Source organism: Kribbella sp. NPDC051137 (assembly GCF_040682535.1).
In the GTDB taxonomy this organism is placed as follows: Bacteria; Actinomycetota; Actinomycetes; order Propionibacteriales; family Kribbellaceae; genus Kribbella; species Kribbella karoonensis.
The window spans coordinates 606,938-629,284 of the sequence record NZ_JBFBBI010000002.1 but is presented as its reverse complement, the minus strand read 5'-3'; the positions used below and the strand labels follow the sequence as shown (position 1 = coordinate 629,284).

General features: G+C 70.8%; 18 protein-coding genes. 10 read left to right on the top strand and 8 right to left on the bottom strand.

What is annotated here, in order from left to right; translation table 11 throughout:
* Positions 1-67 precede the first annotated feature (67 nt).
* The gene (locus AB0M51_RS10465; protein WP_344188039.1) at positions 68-826 is read left to right on the top strand and encodes a FadR/GntR family transcriptional regulator; all 759 of its coding nucleotides are present in this window, start codon (positions 68-70) and stop codon (positions 824-826) included.
* Between the two features lie 105 nt (positions 827-931).
* Here the strand turns inward: AB0M51_RS10465 and AB0M51_RS10460 are convergent, their stop codons facing one another.
* Complete coding sequence (locus AB0M51_RS10460) at positions 932-1,477, bottom strand: hypothetical protein (RefSeq protein WP_344188040.1); 546 nt, start codon at positions 1,475-1,477, stop codon at positions 932-934.
* Positions 1,478-1,558: 81 nt separating this feature from the next.
* Positions 1,559-4,144 carry an MXAN_6230/SCO0854 family RING domain-containing protein gene (locus AB0M51_RS10455; protein ID WP_344188041.1) on the bottom strand — a complete coding sequence of 862 codons (2,586 nt, stop codon included), beginning with the start codon at positions 4,142-4,144 and terminating at the stop codon, positions 1,559-1,561.
* 369 nt (positions 4,145-4,513) lie between these two features.
* Between AB0M51_RS10455 and AB0M51_RS10450 the strand changes: the two genes are divergently transcribed.
* Positions 4,514-5,752: an MFS transporter gene (locus tag AB0M51_RS10450; protein WP_344188042.1), complete on the top strand. Its 1,239-nt coding sequence runs from the start codon at positions 4,514-4,516 to the stop codon at positions 5,750-5,752.
* 80 nt (positions 5,753-5,832) lie between these two features.
* On the opposite strand, the gene AB0M51_RS10445 is transcribed toward AB0M51_RS10450, so the two are convergent.
* On the bottom strand, positions 5,833-5,997 hold the full coding sequence (locus AB0M51_RS10445; protein WP_344188043.1) for a DEAD/DEAH box helicase: 165 nt from the start codon (positions 5,995-5,997) through the stop codon (positions 5,833-5,835).
* Between the two features lie 299 nt (positions 5,998-6,296).
* On the opposite strand from AB0M51_RS10445, the gene AB0M51_RS10440 reads away from it, so the two are divergent.
* The gene (locus AB0M51_RS10440; RefSeq protein ID WP_344188044.1) at positions 6,297-7,457 is read left to right on the top strand and encodes a GGDEF domain-containing protein; all 1,161 of its coding nucleotides are present in this window, start codon (positions 6,297-6,299) and stop codon (positions 7,455-7,457) included.
* Here AB0M51_RS10440 and AB0M51_RS10435 read toward each other — a convergent pair.
* Positions 7,447-8,418: a zinc-binding dehydrogenase gene (locus tag AB0M51_RS10435; RefSeq protein ID WP_344188045.1), complete on the bottom strand. Its 972-nt coding sequence runs from the start codon at positions 8,416-8,418 to the stop codon at positions 7,447-7,449. The genes AB0M51_RS10440 and AB0M51_RS10435 overlap by 11 nt on opposite strands.
* A gap of 126 nt (positions 8,419-8,544) precedes the next feature.
* On the opposite strand from AB0M51_RS10435, the gene AB0M51_RS10430 reads away from it, so the two are divergent.
* From AB0M51_RS10430 to AB0M51_RS10420, 3 genes are read left to right on the top strand one after another with little or no spacing between them, the layout of a single operon-like run.
* The gene (locus AB0M51_RS10430; protein WP_344188046.1) at positions 8,545-11,337 is read left to right on the top strand and encodes a DEAD/DEAH box helicase; all 2,793 of its coding nucleotides are present in this window, start codon (positions 8,545-8,547) and stop codon (positions 11,335-11,337) included.
* Positions 11,330-12,592 (top strand): SWIM zinc finger family protein, encoded by a 1,263-nt coding sequence (locus AB0M51_RS10425; RefSeq protein ID WP_344188047.1) that lies wholly within the window; start codon positions 11,330-11,332, stop codon positions 12,590-12,592. The genes AB0M51_RS10430 and AB0M51_RS10425 overlap by 8 nt, the downstream gene beginning before the upstream one ends.
* Positions 12,593-12,616: 24 nt before the next feature.
* Positions 12,617-13,510 carry a hypothetical protein gene (locus AB0M51_RS10420; protein ID WP_363748846.1) on the top strand — a complete coding sequence of 298 codons (894 nt, stop codon included), beginning with the start codon at positions 12,617-12,619 and terminating at the stop codon, positions 13,508-13,510.
* Here the strand turns inward: AB0M51_RS10420 and AB0M51_RS10415 are convergent.
* From AB0M51_RS10415 to AB0M51_RS10400, 4 genes are all read right to left on the bottom strand, one after another.
* The gene (locus tag AB0M51_RS10415) at positions 13,501-13,839 is read right to left on the bottom strand and encodes a DUF1801 domain-containing protein (protein WP_363748844.1); all 339 of its coding nucleotides are present in this window, start codon (positions 13,837-13,839) and stop codon (positions 13,501-13,503) included. The genes AB0M51_RS10420 and AB0M51_RS10415 overlap by 10 nt on opposite strands.
* Before the next feature lie 4 nt (positions 13,840-13,843).
* Positions 13,844-14,473: a maleylpyruvate isomerase N-terminal domain-containing protein gene (locus AB0M51_RS10410; RefSeq protein WP_344188050.1), complete on the bottom strand. Its 630-nt coding sequence runs from the start codon at positions 14,471-14,473 to the stop codon at positions 13,844-13,846.
* An 84-nt stretch (positions 14,474-14,557) separates the two neighbouring features.
* Positions 14,558-15,544 (bottom strand): GDSL-type esterase/lipase family protein, encoded by a 987-nt coding sequence (locus AB0M51_RS10405; protein ID WP_344188051.1) that lies wholly within the window; start codon positions 15,542-15,544, stop codon positions 14,558-14,560.
* A 45-nt stretch (positions 15,545-15,589) separates the two neighbouring features.
* Entirely contained in the window at positions 15,590-16,384 is a 795-nt protein-coding gene (locus AB0M51_RS10400; RefSeq protein WP_344188052.1) for a TrmH family RNA methyltransferase, read from the bottom strand.
* A gap of 263 nt (positions 16,385-16,647) precedes the next feature.
* Here AB0M51_RS10400 and AB0M51_RS10395 point away from each other — a divergent pair, with 263 nt between their 5' ends.
* From AB0M51_RS10395 to AB0M51_RS10380, 4 genes are read left to right on the top strand one after another with little or no spacing between them, the layout of a single operon-like run.
* Positions 16,648-17,838 (top strand): hypothetical protein, encoded by a 1,191-nt coding sequence (locus tag AB0M51_RS10395; protein WP_344188053.1) that lies wholly within the window; start codon positions 16,648-16,650, stop codon positions 17,836-17,838.
* Entirely contained in the window at positions 17,835-18,389 is a 555-nt protein-coding gene (locus tag AB0M51_RS10390) for a hypothetical protein (RefSeq protein ID WP_344188054.1), read from the top strand. The genes AB0M51_RS10395 and AB0M51_RS10390 overlap by 4 nt, the downstream gene beginning before the upstream one ends.
* Positions 18,382-19,038 carry a hypothetical protein gene (locus tag AB0M51_RS10385; protein ID WP_344188055.1) on the top strand — a complete coding sequence of 219 codons (657 nt, stop codon included), beginning with the start codon at positions 18,382-18,384 and terminating at the stop codon, positions 19,036-19,038. The genes AB0M51_RS10390 and AB0M51_RS10385 overlap by 8 nt, the downstream gene beginning before the upstream one ends.
* Positions 19,035-22,145, top strand: a complete 3,111-nt coding sequence (locus AB0M51_RS10380; RefSeq protein ID WP_344188056.1) for a chromosome segregation ATPase — start codon at positions 19,035-19,037, stop codon at positions 22,143-22,145. Before AB0M51_RS10385 ends, AB0M51_RS10380 begins: the two co-directional genes overlap by 4 nt.
* The last annotated feature ends 202 nt before the right edge of the window (positions 22,146-22,347 follow it).

Here is a 22,347-nt window from a genome sequence, read left to right as displayed (position 1 = left end):
AGGTCTCAATGGGCCACTAGGTTTGTCCCCTGGTCAGGTGCCTGTCAAGCGACTGGGGGTGTGCCGAATGCCGAAGTCTCCGCAGTTCCAGCCGGTGCAGCCCGTGCGCGCCTACCAGCGGATCGTCGAGCAGGTCGAGGAGGCGCTCGCCCGCGGTGAGCTGACCCCTGGTCAGCGGCTGCCCAGCGAGCGTGAACTGGTCGCGCAGTTCGCGGTCAGCCGGTCGACGGTGCGCGAGGCACTGCGGGTGCTGGAGAGCAACGGTGTGGTCCGCTCCCGGCCGGGCGACCCGAACGGCCCGGAGATCCTCCCGTTCTCGCAGGCCGCGCTGAGCAAGCAGGTGGCCAGGCTGGCCCGGGTCGACGAAGTCACGCTGAGTGAGCTGATCGGCTTCCGGATGATCATGGACGGCGCCGCGATCCAGGTCGCCTCCCGGCTGCGCACCCCGGAGGAACTGGACGAGCTCGAGGCCACCCTGGTCGCGATGCGGGACGCGATCGACGTCGACTTCGACGCCTTCAGTCAGGCCGACCTGGCCTTCCACGAGCTGATCGCCCGGATCAGCCGGAACTCACTGATCCAGACCTGTAACGAGGTCGTCCGCGGCGTCGTCCTCGGGCTGATCTCGGACAAGATCGCGCACGCGCCGAACAGCCGCGCGCTGATGCTCGAGTCGCTGCACCACCACGCCGAGGTGGTCGACGCGATCCGGACCGGCGACGGCCACGCCGCCGCCCGGATCGCCCGGCAGAACATGTTCGACTACTACGCCGGCTACGTGCCGGACGCGGAGCAGCAGACCCTGCTGGCCCTCATCGAGGACTGAGGACCGGGGCCGAACGACAGGAGGCAGTGGCGCCGAGCGCCCGTACGCCGAGCCCGCCCGCTCGAGGCGTACCGCCTGCTTCCTGCCGTCCGGTACCGGTCCTCCTCAGCTGTCGTGCTCGAGGACCCGGATCCGCGGGACCTTCAGCACCTTGCGTGCCTTCGCGGTCCAGTCCGAGCACAGGAACCGCGCCGCCGTCTCCGGCCAGGCGACCACGACCACCTCCTGACTGCTCGTCGTCTTCACCAGCTGCATCAGCGCCAGCAGCACCTCGCCGTGGGTGATGGACACCTGCACCGGATACCCGCTCGCGGCCCGGAGTTGACGTGCGCTGTGCTCGATCACCGAGGCGAGATCGACCGCGGGGTCCGCGAGCGTCGCCGTCTGTGTTCGGGCCTGGGGCGGCGGACCGGTCCACGCCGACGGCGCGGTGGCCGAGCCGACCACGGACGCCGAGCCGGTCAGCCCGGCCACATCCGCGAACGTCGAACCCAGTAACGCCATCGGACCACTCGGGCCGTTCTCCGGATGACTGGAGATCAGCAGGTGGTAGTTGACGACTTCTTCACGCCTCGCGTGCAGGGCGGCAACGCGTCGCGCGTCGCCCTCGCTCATCTCCCGCTCGATGAGCACCACCACGTCGTACGCCATTCGTGGCTCCCTTCGCCAATTCCGTTGTACTCCTGGCCCGGAGCGCACCAAAGCACCGGACTCGCGTCCGTCACGGAATTGTCAAAATCCTCTCAGGCTCCTCCCAGACTCGCCCGAGCGAAGGTGCGCCCTGTTGTCGGGCGCCAGCAGCGCGAGCAGGTGCGGCGCATCGATCAGCGCGACACTCGCGTCGTCCAGCAGGCGCGGATGAAGGGCGTACACTTCCGCCCCCGGCCGGGCGGCCAGGTCTCCGGTGAGCACGGCAACGAAGTCCGCACCGGCCGCCGCGTCCTCGTCCCAGGCGCGATCGGGCTCCAGTCGCGCGGTCACCCGGCGCGCGAAGGCCGCCGGCTCCTCACCCGCGGTACGCCGGTACCCGACGACCGACCCGTCCGCGCACCGGACCGCGATCTCGTCGGTCCGGGCCGCCGCGTGCCAGCAGCAGATCTCCCACAGGCTGACCCGGTCGCCGGAGCCGTGGACCTCCTCCAGCGTGGCCGCCATCAGCCCGAGCTGACCGGCGTACCGCGCGATGTCGTGACCGTAGCCGGCCGCGCTCAGGTTCACGTCGTACCAGCGGAGCTCCTTCGTGTGCAGGTCGACGCCGAACGGGAGCAGGATCTTCGCCGGCCCGGCGAGGTCGAACCGCTCCTCGACGGCCGCCGGGTCGAACAGTCCTGACGGCTGCCGCATCATCCCGACGAACCCGCGCTCCAGCTCCTCGAACGGTACGTCGTTGTAGCTGAACACGACCGGCAGCAGGTACCGCCCGCCGACCCGGCGCACCGCCCGCAGATCGACGTCGACGAACTCCGTCGAGCCGCCCGGCCCCGGCGCGGACGTCAGATCGCCGGAGTGCACCAGCGCGTCCTCGTCGAACCGCAGCCGGGTGTAGTCGCAGAGCCCGACGAAACCCCACTCCTCGTCGAACACCGCGACCGAGAGATCGAGATCGACCCGCCGGTCGGCCGGCTCGACCCAGTGCAGGAACAACCGCAGCAGCTCGTCCTGCGGGATCGGCACCGCGCTCCCCCGCGGCATCCGCAGCAGGCTCGCCGACACGCTCCGCTCCGAGCCTGGCGCCGCCAGCCGGGCCAGCTCCTCGTCCAGGAACGCTCTTCGCCAACGCGGCAGACCTGTTGCCCTACGCAACATTTCGCCGGTGAGTACGGCGGACAGCCCGGCGGCAAGCGCGGCCGGCAACGGCTCGCGGTCGTCGACCGCGGTCCAGATCCGGGTGGTCCCGCCGCGCGGGAAGAACAGCCGCAGATCGCCCGGCGGCGTCCGGACCTGCCCGAGCGCGGCCGCGAGGACGGCCGGCGACACGTCCGAGACGGCAGTCGTCAACGCCTCGACGAGCGCGGCGTGCAGCTCCGGCGGCAGCGCCCGGGCCAACTGCACAAGACGCCGTACCAGCTCGCCGGGACGCTGCCGCAGCAGATCGAGCGCCTGGCCGGGCCGTTCGTCCGTGAACGCGCCCTCGACCCGCGAGCCGAACGTGGACAGCACGAGCCGACCGTCCTCGACCCGCACCAACGGATGCCGCGACGCCTCCCCCGCCACCGCCCGTCCGGCGGCCGTGCCCAGGTCCACGTCGGTACGCCGGAGAATCGCGAACGCCAGCGCAGCCACCGGGTAACGGGTCGCGAACTCGAACGGATGCAGGTTCTCCCCGATCCGCTTCCAGGCCCGCTCGTGCCGGAACAGGTCCTCGACCAGCGTCTCCACCGGCATCCGGTCCAGCCTCTCCAGCAACAGCCGCCGCGTTGCTCGAGGCAACGACTTCCGCCGGGCCGGTGGGGTACGCAGACCCGGGTCCGCGTCCATCAGCGCGTAGCACAGCCGCAGTACGTCGGTGGCGGTGCCGGCGCGGTCGACCATCGCGGGCTCGGCCGCCAGGAAGTGCGCGATCACGAGCGCCCGGGTCTCGCGCACCGGGATGTCCTCGGGCAGCCAGGCCGAACTGGCGCCGTCGAGCAGGATCCGCAGGTCCGCGCGATCCATTGCGGACAACGGCGTTCGACGGGACAACAGCGCCCCGATCGTCTGGCGGACCGAGTCGGCGGTGGCCAGCGAGAGCAGCCGCAGGCGGTCCGAGCGGACGTGAACCTCCGCCTCCTCCTCGACAGCGGACGGGCGGAGGAACGGGTCGCTCGCGGTGATGCGCTGCAGGCAGAGCGGACAGGCGCTGAAGTCGGAGCCGTCCCAGCAGGTCCGGCAGACCAGATGCGCACACGGCGCGACCGCGTGCACGGAGCTGGTGTCGCCGCACAGCACGCACGGCTGCTCAGGCTCCTGCAGGAGTCGCGCGAAGACACGGTTCACGTAGAACGTCTCGGTGTTGCCCGGCACACTCTCCGGGAACCCGCGGAACAACGGCGTGTGCTCGGTGTCGAACCCGGACTCGGCGTCGAGCAGGTCCAGCAGCGCGCCGCCGAAACCGGCCAGCGCGGGCGCCGACAGCGAGGCGCAATACCGGTACAAACCGACCGAGAGCAGCAGCCCGCGCTGGATCAACTCCGCCTGCAGCGCGGACAGCCCCGCCTGGATCGTCAACGGCCGCCGCAACCACTGCCACGCCGACCGCCGTACCGGCGGAGTCAACGCCGTCGCATCGACCAGCCGACGCCGGCGCAACAGAACTGCGGCCGCTGGCTGCTCGAGCATCGCGTCTCCCCGTGGGCGTCCGGACGAAGGCGCCAGGGGCGGAGAGCGGACGCGCTACTTTGCCTGGTGAAGGAGAAGGAAGCACGTCCAGGAGCCGCCCCTGGCACTGAGAACGCTACCGGGCGCCACCGACAGTTTCGGGATGGCCGGGCACCAGACAGGGGCCCACAAAGAAGAGCTCCGGTGGCAGGGTCGGGGCCGCCCCGCCCAGACCCCGCCACCGGAGAACACCAGAGTAGAACGTTCATCCAAATCTCGCGCCACCGGGTCCGCGATCTGACCGAAATTTGGCACTGATGCGCCGCGGCCGCGTCATCTTGCTCACAGTCGGGAGGTGTCAGACCACGGAATGTGGTTAACGTGCAAGGTATGACGGGTGGGGTGATCGAGCGGGCGCGTTGGCGCGACGTCTTCGGGCATGCGGAGTTCCGGGCGCTGTTCCTGGCCGGCGTGCTGTCGGTGGCAGGCGACCAGATCGCCCGGGTGGCGCTCTCGGTCCTCGTCTTCGACCGCACCTCCTCGGCCGGGCTGACGGCTCTCACCTACGCCCTCACCTACATCCCCGACCTCCTCTTCGGCCCCCTCCTCTCGGGCATCGCCGACCGCTACCCGCGCCGCACCGTGATGATCGTCACGGACACCGCCCGCGCGATTCTCGTTGCAGCGATGGCGATCCACGCCCTCCCCCTGATCGCGGTGATGCTGCTGCTGATCGCACTGCAGGCCTGCGGTTCGCCTTTCAACGCCGCCCGTGGTGCGTTGCTGCCATCGGTCCTGCCCGGCGATCACTACGTGCTCGGGAAAGCCGCGAACGACATGGTGGTGCAGTTCAGCCAGGTGCTGGGCTTCGGGGTCGGCGGCGCCGTCGTCGTCGCGGTCGGCACGTCCGGCGGGCTGCTGCTCGACGCCGCGACCTTCGTACTGTCGGCGATCCTGGTCCGGATCGGCGTCCACGCCCGCCCGGTCCCCACCGTTGACACAGATGCGCCACCCGCGTCTTACCTCCGCAACCTCGCGGACGGGGTCTCGCTGGTGATCCGGACGCCGAAACTCCGCGCGCTGGTGATCCTGGCGACCGTCGCCGGGTTCTACGTGACCGTCGAAGGTCTCGCCGTCCCGTATGCGCACGAGATCGGCCGCGGCACCACGACCGCCGGCCTGCTGCTGGCTGCCAGCCCGGCAGGCTGCGTCCTCGGGATGTGGCTGATCACTCTCGTGGCACCGGCACGACGGCTGGAACTGCTTGGTCCACTGGCTGTCGCGGCGTGCCTGCCGCTGGTGCTGTGCGCGCTCGCACCGGGACCGATTGCGACGTTCTGCCTGTGGATGGTCTCCGGAGCCGCCTCGGCGTACCACCTACCGGCCAGCGCGGCCTTCGTCCAGTCGGTGCCCGACCATCGGCGCGGTCAGGCGTTCGGTGTCGCCGGTACCGCGCTGAAAGGCAGTCAAGGCGCCGGAATTCTGCTCGCCGGCGGCCTCGCCGAATCGATCGGCGCGCCCTACGCGCTCGCCGTCCTGGGCGTCGGGGGAACGCTGGTGGCGGCCGCGGCGGGCGCCGCCTGGGCGCGCGCCCGCCGAATGGGTGGCGATTTCGCAGAATCACAGTAAGGTAAATATCTGCGACCGCCGGGTTTATCTCGTGCGCACCGGCACCGAATTGTAAGAGGCGGGTAAAGAATTCTCTTCCGTCACCAGTCGTTGCCGTCTTCGGCGGCGGTCGGGACGAACCAGTCGTTACCGCCGCGGAGCCAGTCGTTGCCACCGGTGAACCAGTCGTTCCCCCCGTGGAACCAGTCGTTGCCGCCGGTGAACCAGTCGTTGCCGGTGCCGTTGACGCGCGCAGTCTTCTGCATGATTTTCGACCCTTCTGGAGTGACCAACTGATGGAATACCCGCACCCGCGGGTGACCTGAAGTGAACAGGCCGTTACACTGGCGATAGAACCGCTCAGGTCGACTTGCGTGTGAGGCTCATGATGATTCTGATCGGTCGGAGCAGTTGGGTGCCACCCCGACAATGGAAGCTCTGGTCGTTGCCGAGACCGGCATTGGGTTATGTGATCGCAATCGATGTGATTGCCGTGACGATAACCACCCTGGCGGTCCGAAGCACGGTCAGCGGCCCGAATTCCGGTGTTCGGCATTCGGAGTGGGTGGCATTCGCGGTCCTGGCCGCGGCATCGGTCCTGCACCTGGAGGCCGCCCGCGGGATCGAACGGCGACGGGAGATGGCCGCCAACACGTCGCCGCACACGAATCTCAAGTGCTTGTGGATCTTCGCGGCCCTGTTGCTGCTCCCGCTCTCGCTCGTCATCCCGCTCGTCGTGCTGGCGTACGCGTATTCGTGGTTTCGCGTCTACGGGCGGACCGTCGCCCACCGCAAGGTCTTCTCCACCGCAACGTACGTCCTGGCCAGCGCTGCTGCGGCCGCCGTACTGCGCGGCGGTGGTCTGGTCGGCGCTCCGCGGCTGCCTACCGGGTTCTGGTCGCTCCTGGTCGTTCTCGCCGCGGCTGCCACTTGGTGGCTGGTGAACTACGCGCTGGTCATCGGAGCGATCCTCCTCTCCAACCCCGAAGCCACGGCACGTGAGGCGCTCGGTGAGCTGTCGGACCAGCTGGTCGTGTGTGCCGGTCTCGGTCTGGGGATCGCGATCGCCGCAGTGCAGACGTCGTACCCGTGGGTGGTTCCGGTGCTCATGGTCACCGTGCTGGCGCTGCACCGAGACCTGCTGCTGCCGCAGTACCAGCGCGCCGCGGGGACCGACGAGAAGACAGGCCTCGCGACGTCGTCGTACTGGGCGAGTGCCGTGCCGGTGGAGCTCGCCCGCGCCGACACCCTGCGCAGTACCGTCGGCCTGCTGATGCTGGACCTGGACAAGTTCAAGGAGATCAACGACACCTACGGTCATCCGGCCGGCGACGAGGCACTTCGCGCAGTCGGCGAGACGATCCGCGCGGAGGTGCGGCAGGGGGACCTCGTCGCACGGGTCGGCGGCGACGAACTGGCGGTGCTGCTGCCGGGTGCGCTCGAGACCGAGGTGCTCGAGATCGCGGAGCGGATCCGGGAGCGACTGGTGAGCCTCGTCGTCCCGGTCAGTACCACCAACGGCGGTACGGCGAAGCTCGACGGCATCCCGGCGTCGTTCGGGGCGGCGGTCTACCCCGACGTCGCGGACACGATGGACCAGCTCGTCCTGGCCGCGGACGACGCGCTGCTGACGGCCAAGCGGTCCGGGCGGAACCAGATCATCGTCGCCCGCCCGAACCCGCCGGCGATCACGGATCATCCCGCGGACAAACCCGTCAAGGACTGACGCGGATCAGGGCCTTGCCGCGGAGGGTGCGGTCTTCCAGGGCCTGGTGGGCTTCGGCGAGTCGGTCGAGCGGGTAGACGCGGTCGACGACCGGGCGCAGGTCGCCGGCGGCGGCGCGGGTGAGGACGTCCTGGGCGGTGACCTTGGTGGTGGTCGAGTCGGCGCGGAGATCCATGATGCCCTTGACGGTGATGCCGCGGCGTTCGGCGGTGGCCGGGTCGATGGGGGCGAAACCGCCGCTCGGGGCGCCGTGGGCGGAGAACCAGCCGCCGTCCTTGGTGACGGTGAACGCGGTGCCGCCGAGTTCGCCACCGGCGCCTTCGAAGACGATGTCGGCGCCCTGGTTGTTGGTTGCCTCTAGCACCAACTTCTCCCAGCCGGGCTTGCTGTAGTCGACCAGTACGTCGGCACCTTGGGCGCGACTCAGGGCGAGCTTCTGCTCGCCGCGGGCGGCCGCGATCACGTGCGCTCCGGCCTTGTGCGCGAGCTGGATCAGGAGCAGGCCCATGCCGCCGGCGGAAGCGGTGATCAGGACGTTCCGGCCGGTCATGGACGGGGCGAGCTCCTCGAGCATCAGCGCCGTGAAGCCGTCGCCGTACACCGCGACCGCGGTCTGCAGGTCGAGCTCCGGCGGCAGCTGGACCTCGGGAGTGAGCACGGCGAGTTCGGCATGGCCGCCGAAGTTCGGCGGGCGGCCGACCACGGTCTTTCCGATCCAGTCCGCCGGTACGCCGGCGCCGACCGCGCGGACCCGGCCGCCGAGGTTGCTGCCGGGGACGTACGGCGGCTCGACGTCGAAGAACTTGCCGTGGCCGCCGCGCCGGATCGCGGTCTCGACGAAGATGAGGTCCGCGAGCTCCACCTCGACGAGCACCTGGCCCGCGGCGGGCACCGGGTCCGGCACCTCGCGGGTCTCGATCACTTCCGGACCGCCGAACTTGGTCACCACTGCTGCACGCATCTCAGATCCTTCTTGTCGGGAATCTCGAGCCTGCAACCTCAACTTTGGTTCAGGTCAAGTTCTGCCAGCCCGGTGCCGAGGGGCGGGGAAGGAATAGTGTCCGTGGTGCCACGTACTCTGCGAGGCATGTTCGACGCCGTCTTCGTCCCCGCCGATCCGCCGCGCGCGGGCCGGCTGGCGCTGTACGGCGATCTGTCCGGGGAGACCGCCGACGGCAGCGTCGAACTGGTTCTCCCCCGCGGGACGGCGGTCCGCCGGACGACCGTTCCCGCACGACTGCTCTCGCTGGAGGAGGTCGTCGGCCGCCTGACCGAGCCCGAGGGCGACGCTTCGAGGAGCTGGGCCGCGTGGCGGGCGGCCGGACTCGCCGGGCTGGTCCTGATCGGCCGCGGCCGGCTCGTTCCGGACAGGAGCGCGGAGGGGTACGGCGCGTGGCGGGTGGCTCCGCTGGACCCGATCGACCACGCCTGGCTGCGGAACCTCGGCGCCGCGATGCCGGCGTACGCTCATGCGCTGCCGATCGCGGGCACCCGGCCGGTGCGGCTGGTCGATCCGGCGCAGCTGATCCGCTCGTTCTGGGACGCTCTCGCCGACGCTCTCGTCCGTACTCCGGCCGCAGCCGCGGCCGTCCGTCCGGGGGCGGCCCCGTTCGCGGCCGTCGAGCCCGTCGCAGTCCCCGGGGCGACGACCTGGCTGGACGAAACCGCGTTGGCCGAGCAGGCAGGCACTCGGCTGGTGCTGCGGATCGAGCCGCCAGAGACGACCGAGGATTTCCGGGCGGTGCTGCAGTTGCGGAGCGGGCTGGATCCGAGTCTGCTGGTGGACGTCGCGGACCTGTGGAACGCGCCCGCCGCCGTGCTGACCGCCCTCGGCGAGCGTGCCGAGACCGACCTGCTGCTGGCGCTCCGACGCGGCGCACGCGTCTGGCCCCCGCTCGGTACGGCGCTGCGGGACGCCGCGCCCGAGGACGTCCCGATCGACGACGCCGCGCTCGAAGAGCTCGCCGAAGGTAGTCCCGAGCTGGAGGGCGCCGGCATCGAGGTGCTCTGGCCGACCGAGCTCTTCGCCGGACAGCTCGCGCTCCGGGCAAGTGTCGCGACGCCGACGCCCGGCGCCGTCACCGGGCCCGATTTCAACCTGAACGAGCTGGTCACGTTCCGCTGGCGGCCGACACTCGACGACCAGGACCTGACCGAGGCGGAAGTCGCCGCCCTGGCCGAGGCGAAGCGCCCGATGATCCGGATGCGCGGCCGCTGGATCCGCGTGGACCACGACGTCGTACGACGGTTGCGCGACCGCTCCACGCGCACCTTGACCGGGGCCGAGGCGCTCGGGGCCGCGCTGACCGGGACGATCGACGTCGACGGTGAACTCGTACCGTTCGACGCCGACGGTTCGCTGGCGCAGCTGCTTGCGAAGCTCCGGTCCGCCGATGAGCCCGCGCCGTTCGCCGAGCCCGTCGGTCTGCGCGCCACCCTTCGCGACTACCAGCGCCGCGGCGTCGCCTGGATGGCTCAGCTCGCGCACCTCGGCCTCGGCGGCTGCCTCGCCGACGACATGGGCCTCGGCAAGACGATCCAGGTCATCGCCCTGCACCTGCAGCTGAAGGGCCGGGGCCCCACGGTCGTCGTCTGCCCGTCGACACTGCTCGGCAACTGGGAGCGCGAGTTCGAGCGGTTCGCCCCCGACGTGCCGATCCGGCGGTACCACGGCACCGGTCGTTCCCTGAGCGAGCTGGCGCCGGACGAGGTCGTGCTGACGACGTACGGCGTCGTACGTCAGGACCATCGTGTGCTCGGAGAGGTCTCGTGGGGCCTGGCCGTCGCGGACGAGGCGCAGCACGCCAAGAACCCGCTGTCCCGGACCGCCCGCGCGTTGAGGACGTTGCCGTCGGCAACCAGGATCGCGCTCACCGGTACGCCGGTGGAGAACCGGCTGTCCGAGCTGTGGTCGATCCTCGACTGGTCGGCGCCCGGGCTGCTCGGCACGCTGGACCGGTTCCGCCAGGACGTCGCCGTACCGGTCGAGCGGTTCCACGACGAGGAGGCGACCGCTCGGCTGGCCCGGGTGACGCGGCCGTTCCTGCTGCGCCGGCGGAAGAGCGATCCGGGGATCGCGCCGGAGCTGCCGCAGAAGACCGAGCACGACGTCGTCGTACCGCTGACCACCGAGCAGGCCACGCTCTACCAGGCCGTTGCGAAGGAGACGCTCGCGAAGATCGAGGAGGCGTCCGGGATCGCGCGGCGCGGGCTGGTGCTCAGCCTGCTCACGCAGTTGAAGCAGGTGTGCAACCACCCGGCGCAGTTCCTGCACGAGCCCGGCCCGCTGGAGCGCCGGTCCGGGAAGCTGGCCGCGCTGGACGAGCTGCTCGACGTGATCCTGGCCGAGGGCGAGTCGGTGCTGATCTTCAGCCAGTACGTCGAAATGTGCCGGCTGATCGAGGCGCATCTGGCGGCGCGGCAGGTGCGGACGTTGTTCCTGCACGGCGGGATCGGGGTGCGGAAACGCTCCGAGATGGTGGAGCAGTTCCAGGCAGGCGCGGCGCCGGTGTTCCTGCTGTCGCTGAAGGCCGGCGGTGTCGGGCTGACGTTGACCCGCGCTACGCATGTCGTGCACTACGACCGCTGGTGGAACCCTGCCGTCGAGGACCAGGCGACGGACCGCGCGTACCGGATCGGCCAGGACCGGCCGGTGCAGGTCCATCGGCTCGTCACCGAGAACACGCTCGAGGACCGGATCGCGACCGTGATCAACGCGAAGCGGGACCTCGCGGACGCCGTCGTCGGATCGGGCGAGGCGTGGCTGGGTGAGCTGTCGGACGCGGAGCTGACCGAGCTGGTGGAGCTGTCCAGCGGGCCGGTCAAGTCCGGCGCGGCAAGTGCGTACAACCCTTCTGCTGTTGGGAAATCCGATGGCTGACGAGGACCGGACACCCTGGCAGGGCTGGCGTCGCACGGGTGAGGACGCCGGGTTGCCGGCGGCGCGCGGGCCCGGCAGCCGGCGGTCGTTCGGGGCGACGTGGTGGGGGCGGGCGTGGCTGGAGGCGCTGGAGCAGCGGGCCCAGCTCGATCCGGGGCGGCTGTCACGCGGCCGGTCGTACGCACGCCGCGGCAGCGTGCTGGAGTTGACGGTCAGCCCGGGCGAGGTCGAGGCGGTCGTGCAGGGCAGCCGGGTCACGCCGTACCAGGTGACGGTGCGGATCCGGGCGTTCTCCGGGGCTGACTGGGATGCCGTCCTCGACGTGGTGTCGGCGCAGATCGGGCGGGTGGCGGCGCTGCTCGACGGCGAGCTTCCGCCCGAGGTCGTGGACGACGTCCGCGCGACCGGGCTGGACCTGCTGCCCGGCGCGGGCGAGGTGCTGACGAACTGCAGTTGCCCGGACTTCGCCGTACCGTGCAAGCATTCCGCGGCCGTCTGCTACCTGGTCGCCGACGCGTTGGACGACGACCCGTTCGCGCTGTTGCTGCTTCGGGGTCGCCGCAAAGACGAGCTGCTCACGGCGCTGCGAGCCCGCCGAGGCGGGACGGCCGCGCCATCCACACCACCACGCCCGCCCGCTCCCGCGGGTATCCCGGCGATCGCCGCCTTCGCCCGCCAGCTGTCTGCCGCCGACGGTCCTCACTCCGCAGACTCACCGACCACGCCGATTCCGGCGCCACCTCGGCCGTTGGCAGCTCCGGGAGTGCCGGCCGCGGTGAAGGTGCTGGATCCGCCGCGGTCGTCCGGGGTCGACGTCCGGGATCTCGTGGCGCTCGCCACCGACGCGGCGCGACGGGCCTGGGAGGCTGCGTCCGGCGATGCCGGCGTCTCCCTCACGTTCGAGCAGGACCTCGCACGGCGAGGCGCGGCAGCCCTCGGTACGCCGGAACTCGCCGACCTCGCGCACCGCGCCGGCATCCCCGCCCGCCGCCTCACCACCTGGGCCACCGCCTGGCGCCACGGCGGCCCCGGCGGCCTCGCGGTCACCGTCGACGCACCGCACGACGTCACCCCCGAAGCTCTCGCCGAAGCCCTGACCGCCCTCCCCCGCGCCATCACCGAAGCCAATCGCGTCACCGCCGGCAAACTCCAACTCCGGCTCGGCAAGGACAACCTCTGGTACCGCTTCGACAACCAGTTCAGCGACTGGACCCTGACCCGCCCGCCCGCGGCGGATCCCCGTACTCTCCTCTAAGCACTTTCCTGGGGAGGAACCACAATGCGCCGCCGAGCAACGATCACCGCTGTCCTACTGCTGGCACTCCTCGGCTGCGACCCGCACACCACCAAACAGGCCGTAACTCCACCCCCAACCGGCGACCTGTGCGAACGCGTACGCCCAACACTCCCCGGCAACTGGATCACCGAACGCGGCGAGTACCGTCCCGCCGCACCGCTGTCGGACGGCTGCACTCTGGTGGATCCGGCACAAGCCGCACACCGCATCCGCGTACTCGTCTCGATCCTGCCCGTGACACCTGCCCAAGCGGCGAGGTTCCGCAAGGACGACGAAGTCTCGACGGCCGCAGGCGGTTACGCCGCCAAAGTCGGCGACGGTGGGATGGGCGACGGTTCGTGGGAACTCAACCCAGCAGCGGCCGCTCCCTGGCTCGTCTTCCGCGCCGACGGCCGCCAGGTCCGACTCACCGTCGAGAACGCAGGCGCAGGCACGATGGACGAACTCCTGTCGATCGCCCGAACCATCATCAGCCTCGCCGGCGGCCTCCCCGCGGCGCGTCCCACGGTCGTCCGTTCGGAGTGCGCCGACGGCACCGCAGCCGCCGAACGGATCCTCGGTGCGAAAGCCGTTCTGCGACGGGATGCCCTGGTTGACAACCACCTCACCTGCGAGTGGGGCTCGGCGTCGCGCACCGTCGCAGCCTATGAGGACGCCGACAGCGCGACGGACTTCGGCTTGATCAAACAGGCCGCAACCGGTGGGCTGGCGCATCGTGTGACCGTCGGTACCGAAGGCTGGCAACAGGAGGACGGCTACCTGATCTTCAGAACCAGCAGCGACGCCTACGTGAAGGTCGTCTCGCTCCCGTGGGACGAGATGCGGCCGAAACCGATCGTCGAGTTCGCGCGGGCGATCGCCCCTGCCTACTCCTGACTGTTGCGCGCGGCAACGAAGGCCTTCGCGATGCGGGTGACGAGGTCGTACGGGATCGGCTTGTCCAGGGGGAACCTGAGGGTGCCCTTGCCGGAGATGTACGGCGTGAGGTCCTCGTCGATCGGGGGGATCGGGTAGAGGGCGATGTGGGACTTCCATCCGCTGAAGTGCAGGAGGGCGGTGCCGTCGAGGGTGATCGTCGGGATCTGGTAGCTGATCTTCTCCTCCGCGCCCGGCACCGCGGCGTGGATCGTCCGGCGAACCTCTTCCAGCACCTCCTGCACCTCCGGAGGGAACGACGCGATGTAATCGTCCACCGTGTCGGCCATCCGACTATCCTGCCGCGCTCAACGGCGCGAACGGCATCGGCTCCGGGACCGGCGTGCCGTCCCACGGTTCGTCGAGCGGCGTCGGGCGCCACTTCCACGACTCCGGCCCATCCGACGTGCGGCCGGTCAACCGCAGCAGCTCCGGCCACGGCTGGTCCACCACCCGCGGCTCGTGGGGGAACAGCCGCGTCAGCACCCGATGGCACAGGTCAGCGGGCGGCTCCAGCACGCAGTCCAACCCCTCGGCCAGATCCTGCCCGTGCACCAGCCACTCCACGCACGCCATCCCGGCGAACCCTTCCGGGTCGCCGATCCCCCACGGATGAAAGGCCCGCGTCGACGCCGGACTCGCCCGTACGACCAACGCCAGGATCCGCCCGGCCGCTTCGATGAAATCGAGTACGCCGGCCGGCGGCGCGAGCGACTGCGCCTGCGCGGACCAGCGGACGTACTGCGTGCGCGCACCGACCGCGAGCTGCGACGCCCAGTGCAGGTTGGCCTGCCCGATGTGCTCGGCCGTCTTCCGGCAACTCCACTCGATCGACCCGGCCGGTACACCCCAGTCGGCGTCCACCGCCGGCCGCAGCGCCTCGACCACACACTCGGTCGCCGTCTCGACATCGTCTGCCGTCACCACAGAAGAGCTCCTCTCGACACCCTTGAGTCTGCGGGGTCGAGAAATCGAAAACCAGTCTGTTGCGCGGCGCCCGTTTCTGTACTAAATAGAAGGAGAACGGCGTAGCGCCGTCTGCTGCTCCAGGGCCGCGACCAGGTGTTCGGCGATCGTGGCGTGGCCGGCGACCGTCGGGTGGACCTGGTCGGTGCAGTCGTCCTCGGTGATCCAGCCGGTGGAGTCGATGCAGACCAGGTTCGGGTCGTCGAGGGTTTTCACCGCGGTCTGGATCGTCTCCGCGTGCTTCCCGTTGAACGGGGTCAGCGACACGATCGTGGTCGTCGGGTACGCCGCCCGCACCCGGCGCACGTACCCGGCGTACTCCTCGACCTCCAGCGTCGGGTCGTTGACACCGAGGTTGATCACCACCACGTCGGACGGCTCGACGCGTTCGGCGGGCGAGCCGGCGAAGTTCCAGCCGAACGAGTCCACGCCGGCCGGCACCTCCCCGTTCCCCGGCTTGCTGATTCCCTGGCTGCCGAACCCGACCTGGTACGACGTGGCGCCGAACGCGCGGGCCGTCAGGTAGGCGTACGACGTCGTACCGTCCGCGCCCTCCGACTCCGGGTGCGTGCTCAGCGACCGCACGCCCTGCGTGATCGAGTCGCCGTAGAACTCCATCCGCGGACCGCCCGGACGCCCACTGAGCCGCAGTACCGACCGGCTGTCGAGGACGAGACCCGCGAAGACGACAGCGCATCCGAACGGCGGGTTCCACCGGTTCGCGTGCTCGTTGACGTCCTTGACCACGACCGACACCTGGTGCCGGCCGTCGGACGCTTCGAGCTCGATGACCGGCTGTTCGACCACGTGCAGCGCCGGCTCGTTGTCGTCGACGGTGATCCACAGGTGCGGCGCGACCGTCAGCCCGTCGGTGTCGAAGAGCAGCTGCAGCCGTTCACCGGCGTACGAGAAGGAGATCCGGGAGCCGGAGTTGACGGTGATCGCCACGCCGGGCTGGTGCCCCCACTGTCCCTCCAGGACGATGCGCGGATCGGACGGGGCGACGACCTCGCCAGGTTCGAACGGCACGGCTTGCTCCTTCTCGTCGACGGAGCTGTCATTCTGCCAACGAAGTCACCACCCTTCCTTCCGGGCCCGTGCCTCGAACAGCAGGATCCCGGCGGACAGTGCGACGTTCAGCGAGTCGGCCTGACCGAGCATCGGGATCGACACCGCGTCGAAACCCTGGTCGTGCCAGGCCCGGGACAGCCCCGAGCCTTCGGACCCGACCACGAACGCGGTCGGACCGTCGTACCGCGGAACCCGGTACGTCCCGGTCGCCGCCGGGTCGGCGAGGTGCACCCGGAAACGGTGGCTCCGCAGCCACGCGGCCGCTGACGGGATGTCGCCGAACTCCACGATCGGCGTCGAGAGCACGGTGCCGCGGCTCGCGGAGTACACGGCCGGATGCGTCGGGCGGGCGCGGCGGCTGGTCAGGACCAGACAGTCGGCGTCGGCGGCGTCCGCGGTCCGGATCAGCGTGCCGAGGTTGCCGGCGTACTCGACGCCGTCGGCGACCAGGACCAGCGAGCGGTCCGAGAAGCGGAACGCCTGCGGGCGCCACTCGGGAACCCGGGCGATCGAGATCAGGCCGTCGGAACGGCTCCTGCGGGACAGCCGGGCGAGCAGCTTCTCGGAGATGCGGTACACCTCCTCCGCGCGGGCGGCGTACCGGTCGACGTCGGGGATCCCGGCCTCCGGGCACCAGAAGAACGCCTCGATGGCGGCGGTCGTGGTCAGCAGGCGGTCGTGTTCCCACGTTCCTTCGACCATGATCCGGCCGGGCGAGCCGTCCTTGCGCAGGGCGAGCAGGTCACGGACACGGGGGTGCTGCGCGCTGATAGGGCGAGCAGAAGGATGCACAGTCATGTGCAGGCTCCGTACGGAGAGAATCAACAAGCGCGCCGGGGACACGACGGTCCACTCCGGCGGGGCGACATCCGTAGATGTCGTGGTACTGACGCGGCCTTCCCGACCGCGTCAGCCAAGGATTCTCATCACACTCCGGATCGTAAGCAGCCGTGCAGCCGCCGTCATCCGGTTTTCCACAGGCCGGCGGCGGGCGAGTTTTGGTCTGTCGGTGCGGGTGGTTAGAGTCCCTTTCCTGCGCTGTCACACGGGAGGAGTGCGGGATGGACGCGACGCTGCTCGACGCCGAGGCCGAAGCGGCCGTGCTGCGCGTCTACCGGCAGGTGTTCGCCGTGCTCGCCCGCGAAGCCGGCGCGATGATCGTCGATCCCGACCTGCTGGACGTCGACCAGGCGATCCTGGACGCGTTCGCCGAGGCCGGCAGTGACGGCCTGACCGTCGAGCAGGCCACCCTCGCCTGCCGGGCGTATCCGCACGACATGATCGTCCGCCGCTTCGACCTCCTCCGGCAGTACGGCGCGATCACCAAACTCGTCGACCGGCCGAACGAGTTGCGCCACCGCGCCGCGTTCGCGCCGTACGTGATGCTGATGTTCCTGCGCCGGATGTCCGTCCAGGGCGGTCAGGCCGAGCTGCACCAGCTGCTCACGCTCGAGGCGCACAGCGTCAGCGACCCGCAGGCGACGGCCGACGACGGCAAGGCCTCCATCGAGCGGCTCACCAAGGTGTTCCGGCTGCTCGGCAACGAGCTGGCGATCCTGGTCTCGACCAGTACGACGGCGCAGCTCCGGGAGAACGCCCAGCTCGCGTGGGGCAACGAGCGCCTGATCGAGCAGGCCGAGAAGGTGCACCGCCTGGTCCTGGGCCGCTGGCCGGAGCTGCATCGGGACTGTACGTCGCTCCGGATGGCGCTCGCCGCGTACGCCGACGCCGTGCAGCTCGCCGCCGGTCGTCTGGTCGAGCGTGCCGGTACGACGCGGGCCCTCGGGCTGCTGCCGATCGAGACCTGGCTGACGTTCACGCGGAGCAGCGAGCCCGAGACGCTGGCCGCCGTACTGGACGGACTGTTGTTCGATGCCGCCGCGCCGGATTTCTCCGCGCAGACGATGGTCGAGGCGGTGGAGACCGGGCGCCGGAGCGGGACGGCCCGGATGGCGCCGCCGCGGCCGACCGCGGACCAGGACGCCCCGGAGTCGGCCGCCGCGACGGACCGGGAGGACCTGCGCCGCGAGGCGGAGCGGGTGCTCGCGGGGCGCCTGTCGGTCGACATCGTCGAGGTCGTCGACGAGGCCGGCGACTGGATCACGGCCCGCCGGGTGCTCGCCGAACTGACGGCGGCGCACCTGCACGACGAGCTCGACTACGAGCTGGTGTGGTCCGACGGCATGCGCATCGACCCGGCGGCCGGGACGCCGTGGGCGACCGAGGGCGTGTTCCGCCGGGTGGTCTCATGAGCACCGAGGCTGTCGAGCGGCGGCTGTACAACGCGCTCTGGTGGGCGAAGGTGCAGTCCGCCGGACCGCTCGAGGTCGACCCGGAGACTCCCGCGGTCGCCGGCCTGACCCGGGCCTCGTCGTCGGACGGCGTCTGGCTGGTGCCGACACTTCCGACGGGCGCCGGGCACAGCGTGCTGGAGGAGCTCGGCGCTCCCCCGGTCCCGGTCGAGCTGCCGAACGAGACAGCCCGCCTGCTCGCGATCTGCGTCGCCTGTTGCTGGACCGACCGCAGCGCATCGCCCTGGCCCGGCGGGACCGGCACGCTCGCGCAGATCAGATCGGTGTACGCCGGGATGCGCGGCCGCGCCGAGCAACCGAGCGACATGACGCTGATCATCGGCAGCCTGCGCCGCCTGCACGCCACGCACTGGCTGCTCTGGGACGAGACGGCCGGCGAGGTCCGCCTCGGGCCGCGCGTCGTCACCTGGAGCCCTGCCGATCTCTCCACGCTCCGCGACCTGTGCCGCCATCTGCCGGATCCGCCTGCCCGGGAGGTGGCGGATGACTGACCATCACGCGTTGTTCGACCCGCTGCTGCAGGATCTCAGCGACCGGTCCCGCGACGAGGTGCTGGCCGCGTTCAGTGCGGTGCAGTACGCGGCGCACCCGGTCGCCGAAGTACAGCTGGCCGGCCTGCGCGACGTCACGCTCCGCCGCCAGGTGCAGCGGATGCTCAAGCTCATCGGCCGCACGCTCGTGCACGTCGACGGCACCCACTGGACAGCGGGGTACGACGACGACATCGCGGCCAGCCTCGCCGCGCAGGGCTGGCAGCCGCTGTCGGTGATCGACCGCGCGGTGCTCGTCCTCGTGCTGATCCACTCGGTCGCGATCCCGCGCAGCGAGGGCATCCTGACCGGCGACAGCTGGAAATCCGCCCGGCCGACCACGGTCGACGAACTGCGGACGACCCGGATCAGCGGCGAGGAGCGGCGGCTGGCGCTGCAACGGCTACGCGCCGCCGGACTGATCCAGCTGTCCGGCGACCACTCGGGCGGTCCGTCGTACGTCCCCGGTCCGCAGTTGCAGCGCCTGACACCGGCCGCGCGCCGTCGCCTGCAGGACCAGCTGATCCTCGCCGCCGCCCCGGCCAGCCCGATCGCCGAAGCCATCCGCGCCCGCCACGGGGTCCCTGTCGAAGTGGGAGAAGAAGTATGAGTGACGACGGGCCGTTCGACATCCTGGGCTCGAAAGTGCTGCTCGGGGTGCAGGTCGTCGACCTGTCCCGGCTGTCCACGCACCCGATACCGATGATCGGCCGCGGTCTGATCACGGTCGCCGGGCAAGGCCCCACCGACTCCAACGGCGCCGGCAAGTCGTCGTGGATCGCCGCGCTCAGCCTGCTGCACGCGGACGACCAGTGGCGCCTGACGAGCGGCGCGCCGGGCGCGGCGGAACTGCTGTTCACGGCCGAGGCGGCCGGCCAGGAGGGCAACTGGTCGAACGTCGATCGCGGCTACATCGTCGGCGTCTTCTCCGACCCGGATCTGACCGACCTCGACGAGATCGAGGCCGCCGCGGTCACGGTGTGGATCCGGATCAACCGCAAGGCGTCGTACATCGACCTGCGCTGGAAACACGGCCTGCACATCCCGTACGGCGCGACCGAGGCCGAGCGCGCCGCGGGCGCCGACGCACTGTGGGCCGCCCTCCCGCATTCGAACGGACGGACCGACTTCCACGCGAACAAGCTCTCCCAGGTGCTGTATGGCGGACAGGTCCGGTGCGTCTCGTTCCTGTCGACGTCCGTCCGGTCCAGCCCGACCGCGAACCTGCTCGCCGAGCCGCTCAACGAGCTCGGCCCGGCACGGATCTTCAACGCGATCGCGACGCTCACCGGCCTCGACCACGAGCTCGAGCAGGAGCAGGCGCACCGGTCCGCCGAGCACACCCAGCGCGAGGCGACCAAGCAGGCGACCACCGACCTGCAGCGCTGGGAGCAGGAGATGGCGACCGTCGAGGCCGGCATCCTGCAGCGTGCCGCGGCCCGCGAGGCCCTGGCCGCGGCGAAGGAGTCCTGGCAGGCCCGTTCCGCCCGGCACCTGATCGACGGCTCCGCCCGGAACACCGAGATCCTCCAGGAGATCGCGGCGCTGGACGAGCGGGCCGCCGAGCAGGAGGCGCGGAAGGAAGCGGTCGAGGCCGAGATCGACGCGTTCGGCAACGAGGAGAACCTGCTCCGCGACGTGCAGCTGACCCGTCAGGAGCGGGACAAGCTGGACGCCCGCGACCGGGAGCTCGACCTGGCGCAGCGCTCGGTGCGCGAGCAGCTGGAGCGGCTCGGCCAGGAGCACCGACGACTCCTGGACGCCGGCCGTTCCGCGGACGGCCGGGACCTGGCGGCGGCGGGCGAGGAGCAGGCCGAAGCCCGAGCTGTGCTCGAGGAGCACATCGGCCGCGACCACGCCGCACGCTCAGCGGTCGGCCAGGCGACGGCGGAGCTGCGTGAGGCGGAGAGCGGCCAGACCGTGTCGGCGCCGCAGCAGCAGGTCCTGGAGAACGCCGGGATCGAGTGCGGCGCGCTCACCGACATCACCGAGCTGCCCGCCTCCGACCGGGCGGAGTGGGAGCCGCGGCTGGCGCCGTACCGCGAGGCCGTCGTCATCGACTTCGGCGACGCGACCGTTGCCGCGAGCGCGCTCTCCGACGCCGGGTACGCCGGATTCCTGCTGGTGCTGGCGAACCGGCCGGATGCGGCGGCTTCCCGGAAACGCGGGCCGAAGTCGGCGGACAAGCGGTTCGTGCTGGACGCGTTCTTCGCGGCGATCGGCGAGCGGGCCACCAAGGACAACATCGACGACGTCGCCGGTGTGGTCGCGGTCGGGCAGTTCGACGAGCCGATCACCGGCCGGACCGCGCGGATCGAGGCCGCCCGTCGCCGCCTGGAGGCCGCGGTCGAGGCCCGTGCCGAGGCATCCGCCGCTCTGGAGCAGGCGCGGGCGCGCGTCGACCAGGCGGAACGCCGTACGGCGGCCGCCCGCGCGCTGGCCGACGCGGAGTCGGTGCAGGAGCAGATCCTCGCGCTGCGCGAGACCGTCGACCGGCACGAGACCGACCGGGACTCGCTCGCTCCCCAGTTGCAGGCGGCGAAGGAGTCCGCCGAGACCGCCGCCGGCCAGCAGCTCGTCCGCGACGAGCGGCTGAAGAACCTCGAGGCGACCCGGCGCGACCACGACCGGGTCCTCGACGAGCTGACCGGTCGCCGGCTCGCGTTGCGTGAGGAGCAGAGCGCGCTCGACCTCACCACCCGGACGACTGCCTGGGGCGGCACGCCCGAGGAAGCCGAGGAGTTCCTGCTCGCGTTGCCCGAGGACGCCCAGCGCCGGACGACCGCCGACTGGAACCACCAGGCCTGCACGCAACTGGACGACGTGATCCGGCGCTGCTTCCCGAGTGCGCGGTCCCGCGAGGAGATCCCGGCCGAGCTGTGGGAGATCCTGAACGGCCCGGACGGCTGGACGAACGGCACGCTCGGCGATCGCGTCGGCCTGGTCCCGGCGCTGCACCGGACGCTGAGTAGCCACCTCGCGCAGCACGAGACGTTCGACAGCTTGCAGCAACAGCAGATCGCCAGCCAGCGCGCCGAGCGGAACGCCGCGCTCGAACGTGCCCGCGAGGGCCTCGACGAGGCGGAGAGCACGGCCCGGGCGCACCGTGCCTCGCTGGCCGACGGCATCAAGGCGCGCCTCCGGCTGGTGTCGCAGGAGTTCGACCGCCTCGACCAGCAGTACGGCGGGTACGGCGCGAAGCTCGAGTTCCCGGAGCCGGATCCGCCGGCCGAGCCGGACAAGCCGTGGCGCTGGACGGTGACGCCGAAGTGGCGGCGTTCGGAGGGCGGCCCGTTCTCCGCGTTCAACGTGAAGGGCAACACCGCCCAGATGGACGAGAAGGCGGTGAAGCTGGTGTGCGCGGCCGCGCTGGCCGGCGGCTCGGACCGTCCGCTGCTGCTGATCCTCGACGAGCTCGGCCGGAACCTCGGCTCCCAGCACCGGCGGGAGGCGGTGGCGCTGTTCGAGCAGATCGGCCGCGACCGGAACATCACGGTGATCGGCGCGCTGCAGGACGACATGGAGCGGTACGCCCTCGCCTCGTCCCGGCTGTACGTGAAGCTTCGCCGCAGCTCGGACACCATGCCGTACAACCAGGCGCCGGTGGTGAAGGGCAACGAGGAGAACTCGGCCCGCGTCGAGCTGCTCCGCGAGTGGATGACGTCGTACCGCGGTGCGACCCCGACCCTGGAACTGGCGTCGCCGACCCTGACGTAGCTTGACACTTGTCCAGATTTCGACACGTGATTACCAAAAGCGGACCCCGGTGCAGACCTCGGACCTCGGGGTGCAGCAGTATGGTCCGGTGACTTTTCCGGAGAGCCGTCGTGCCCGCGCGCAGCGAGGGGCCGGAGCTCTGGTCAAGCGGTCGTATGACGGCGTACCGTCACCTCAGTCCCCGCCGAACCGGCCGCCTCAT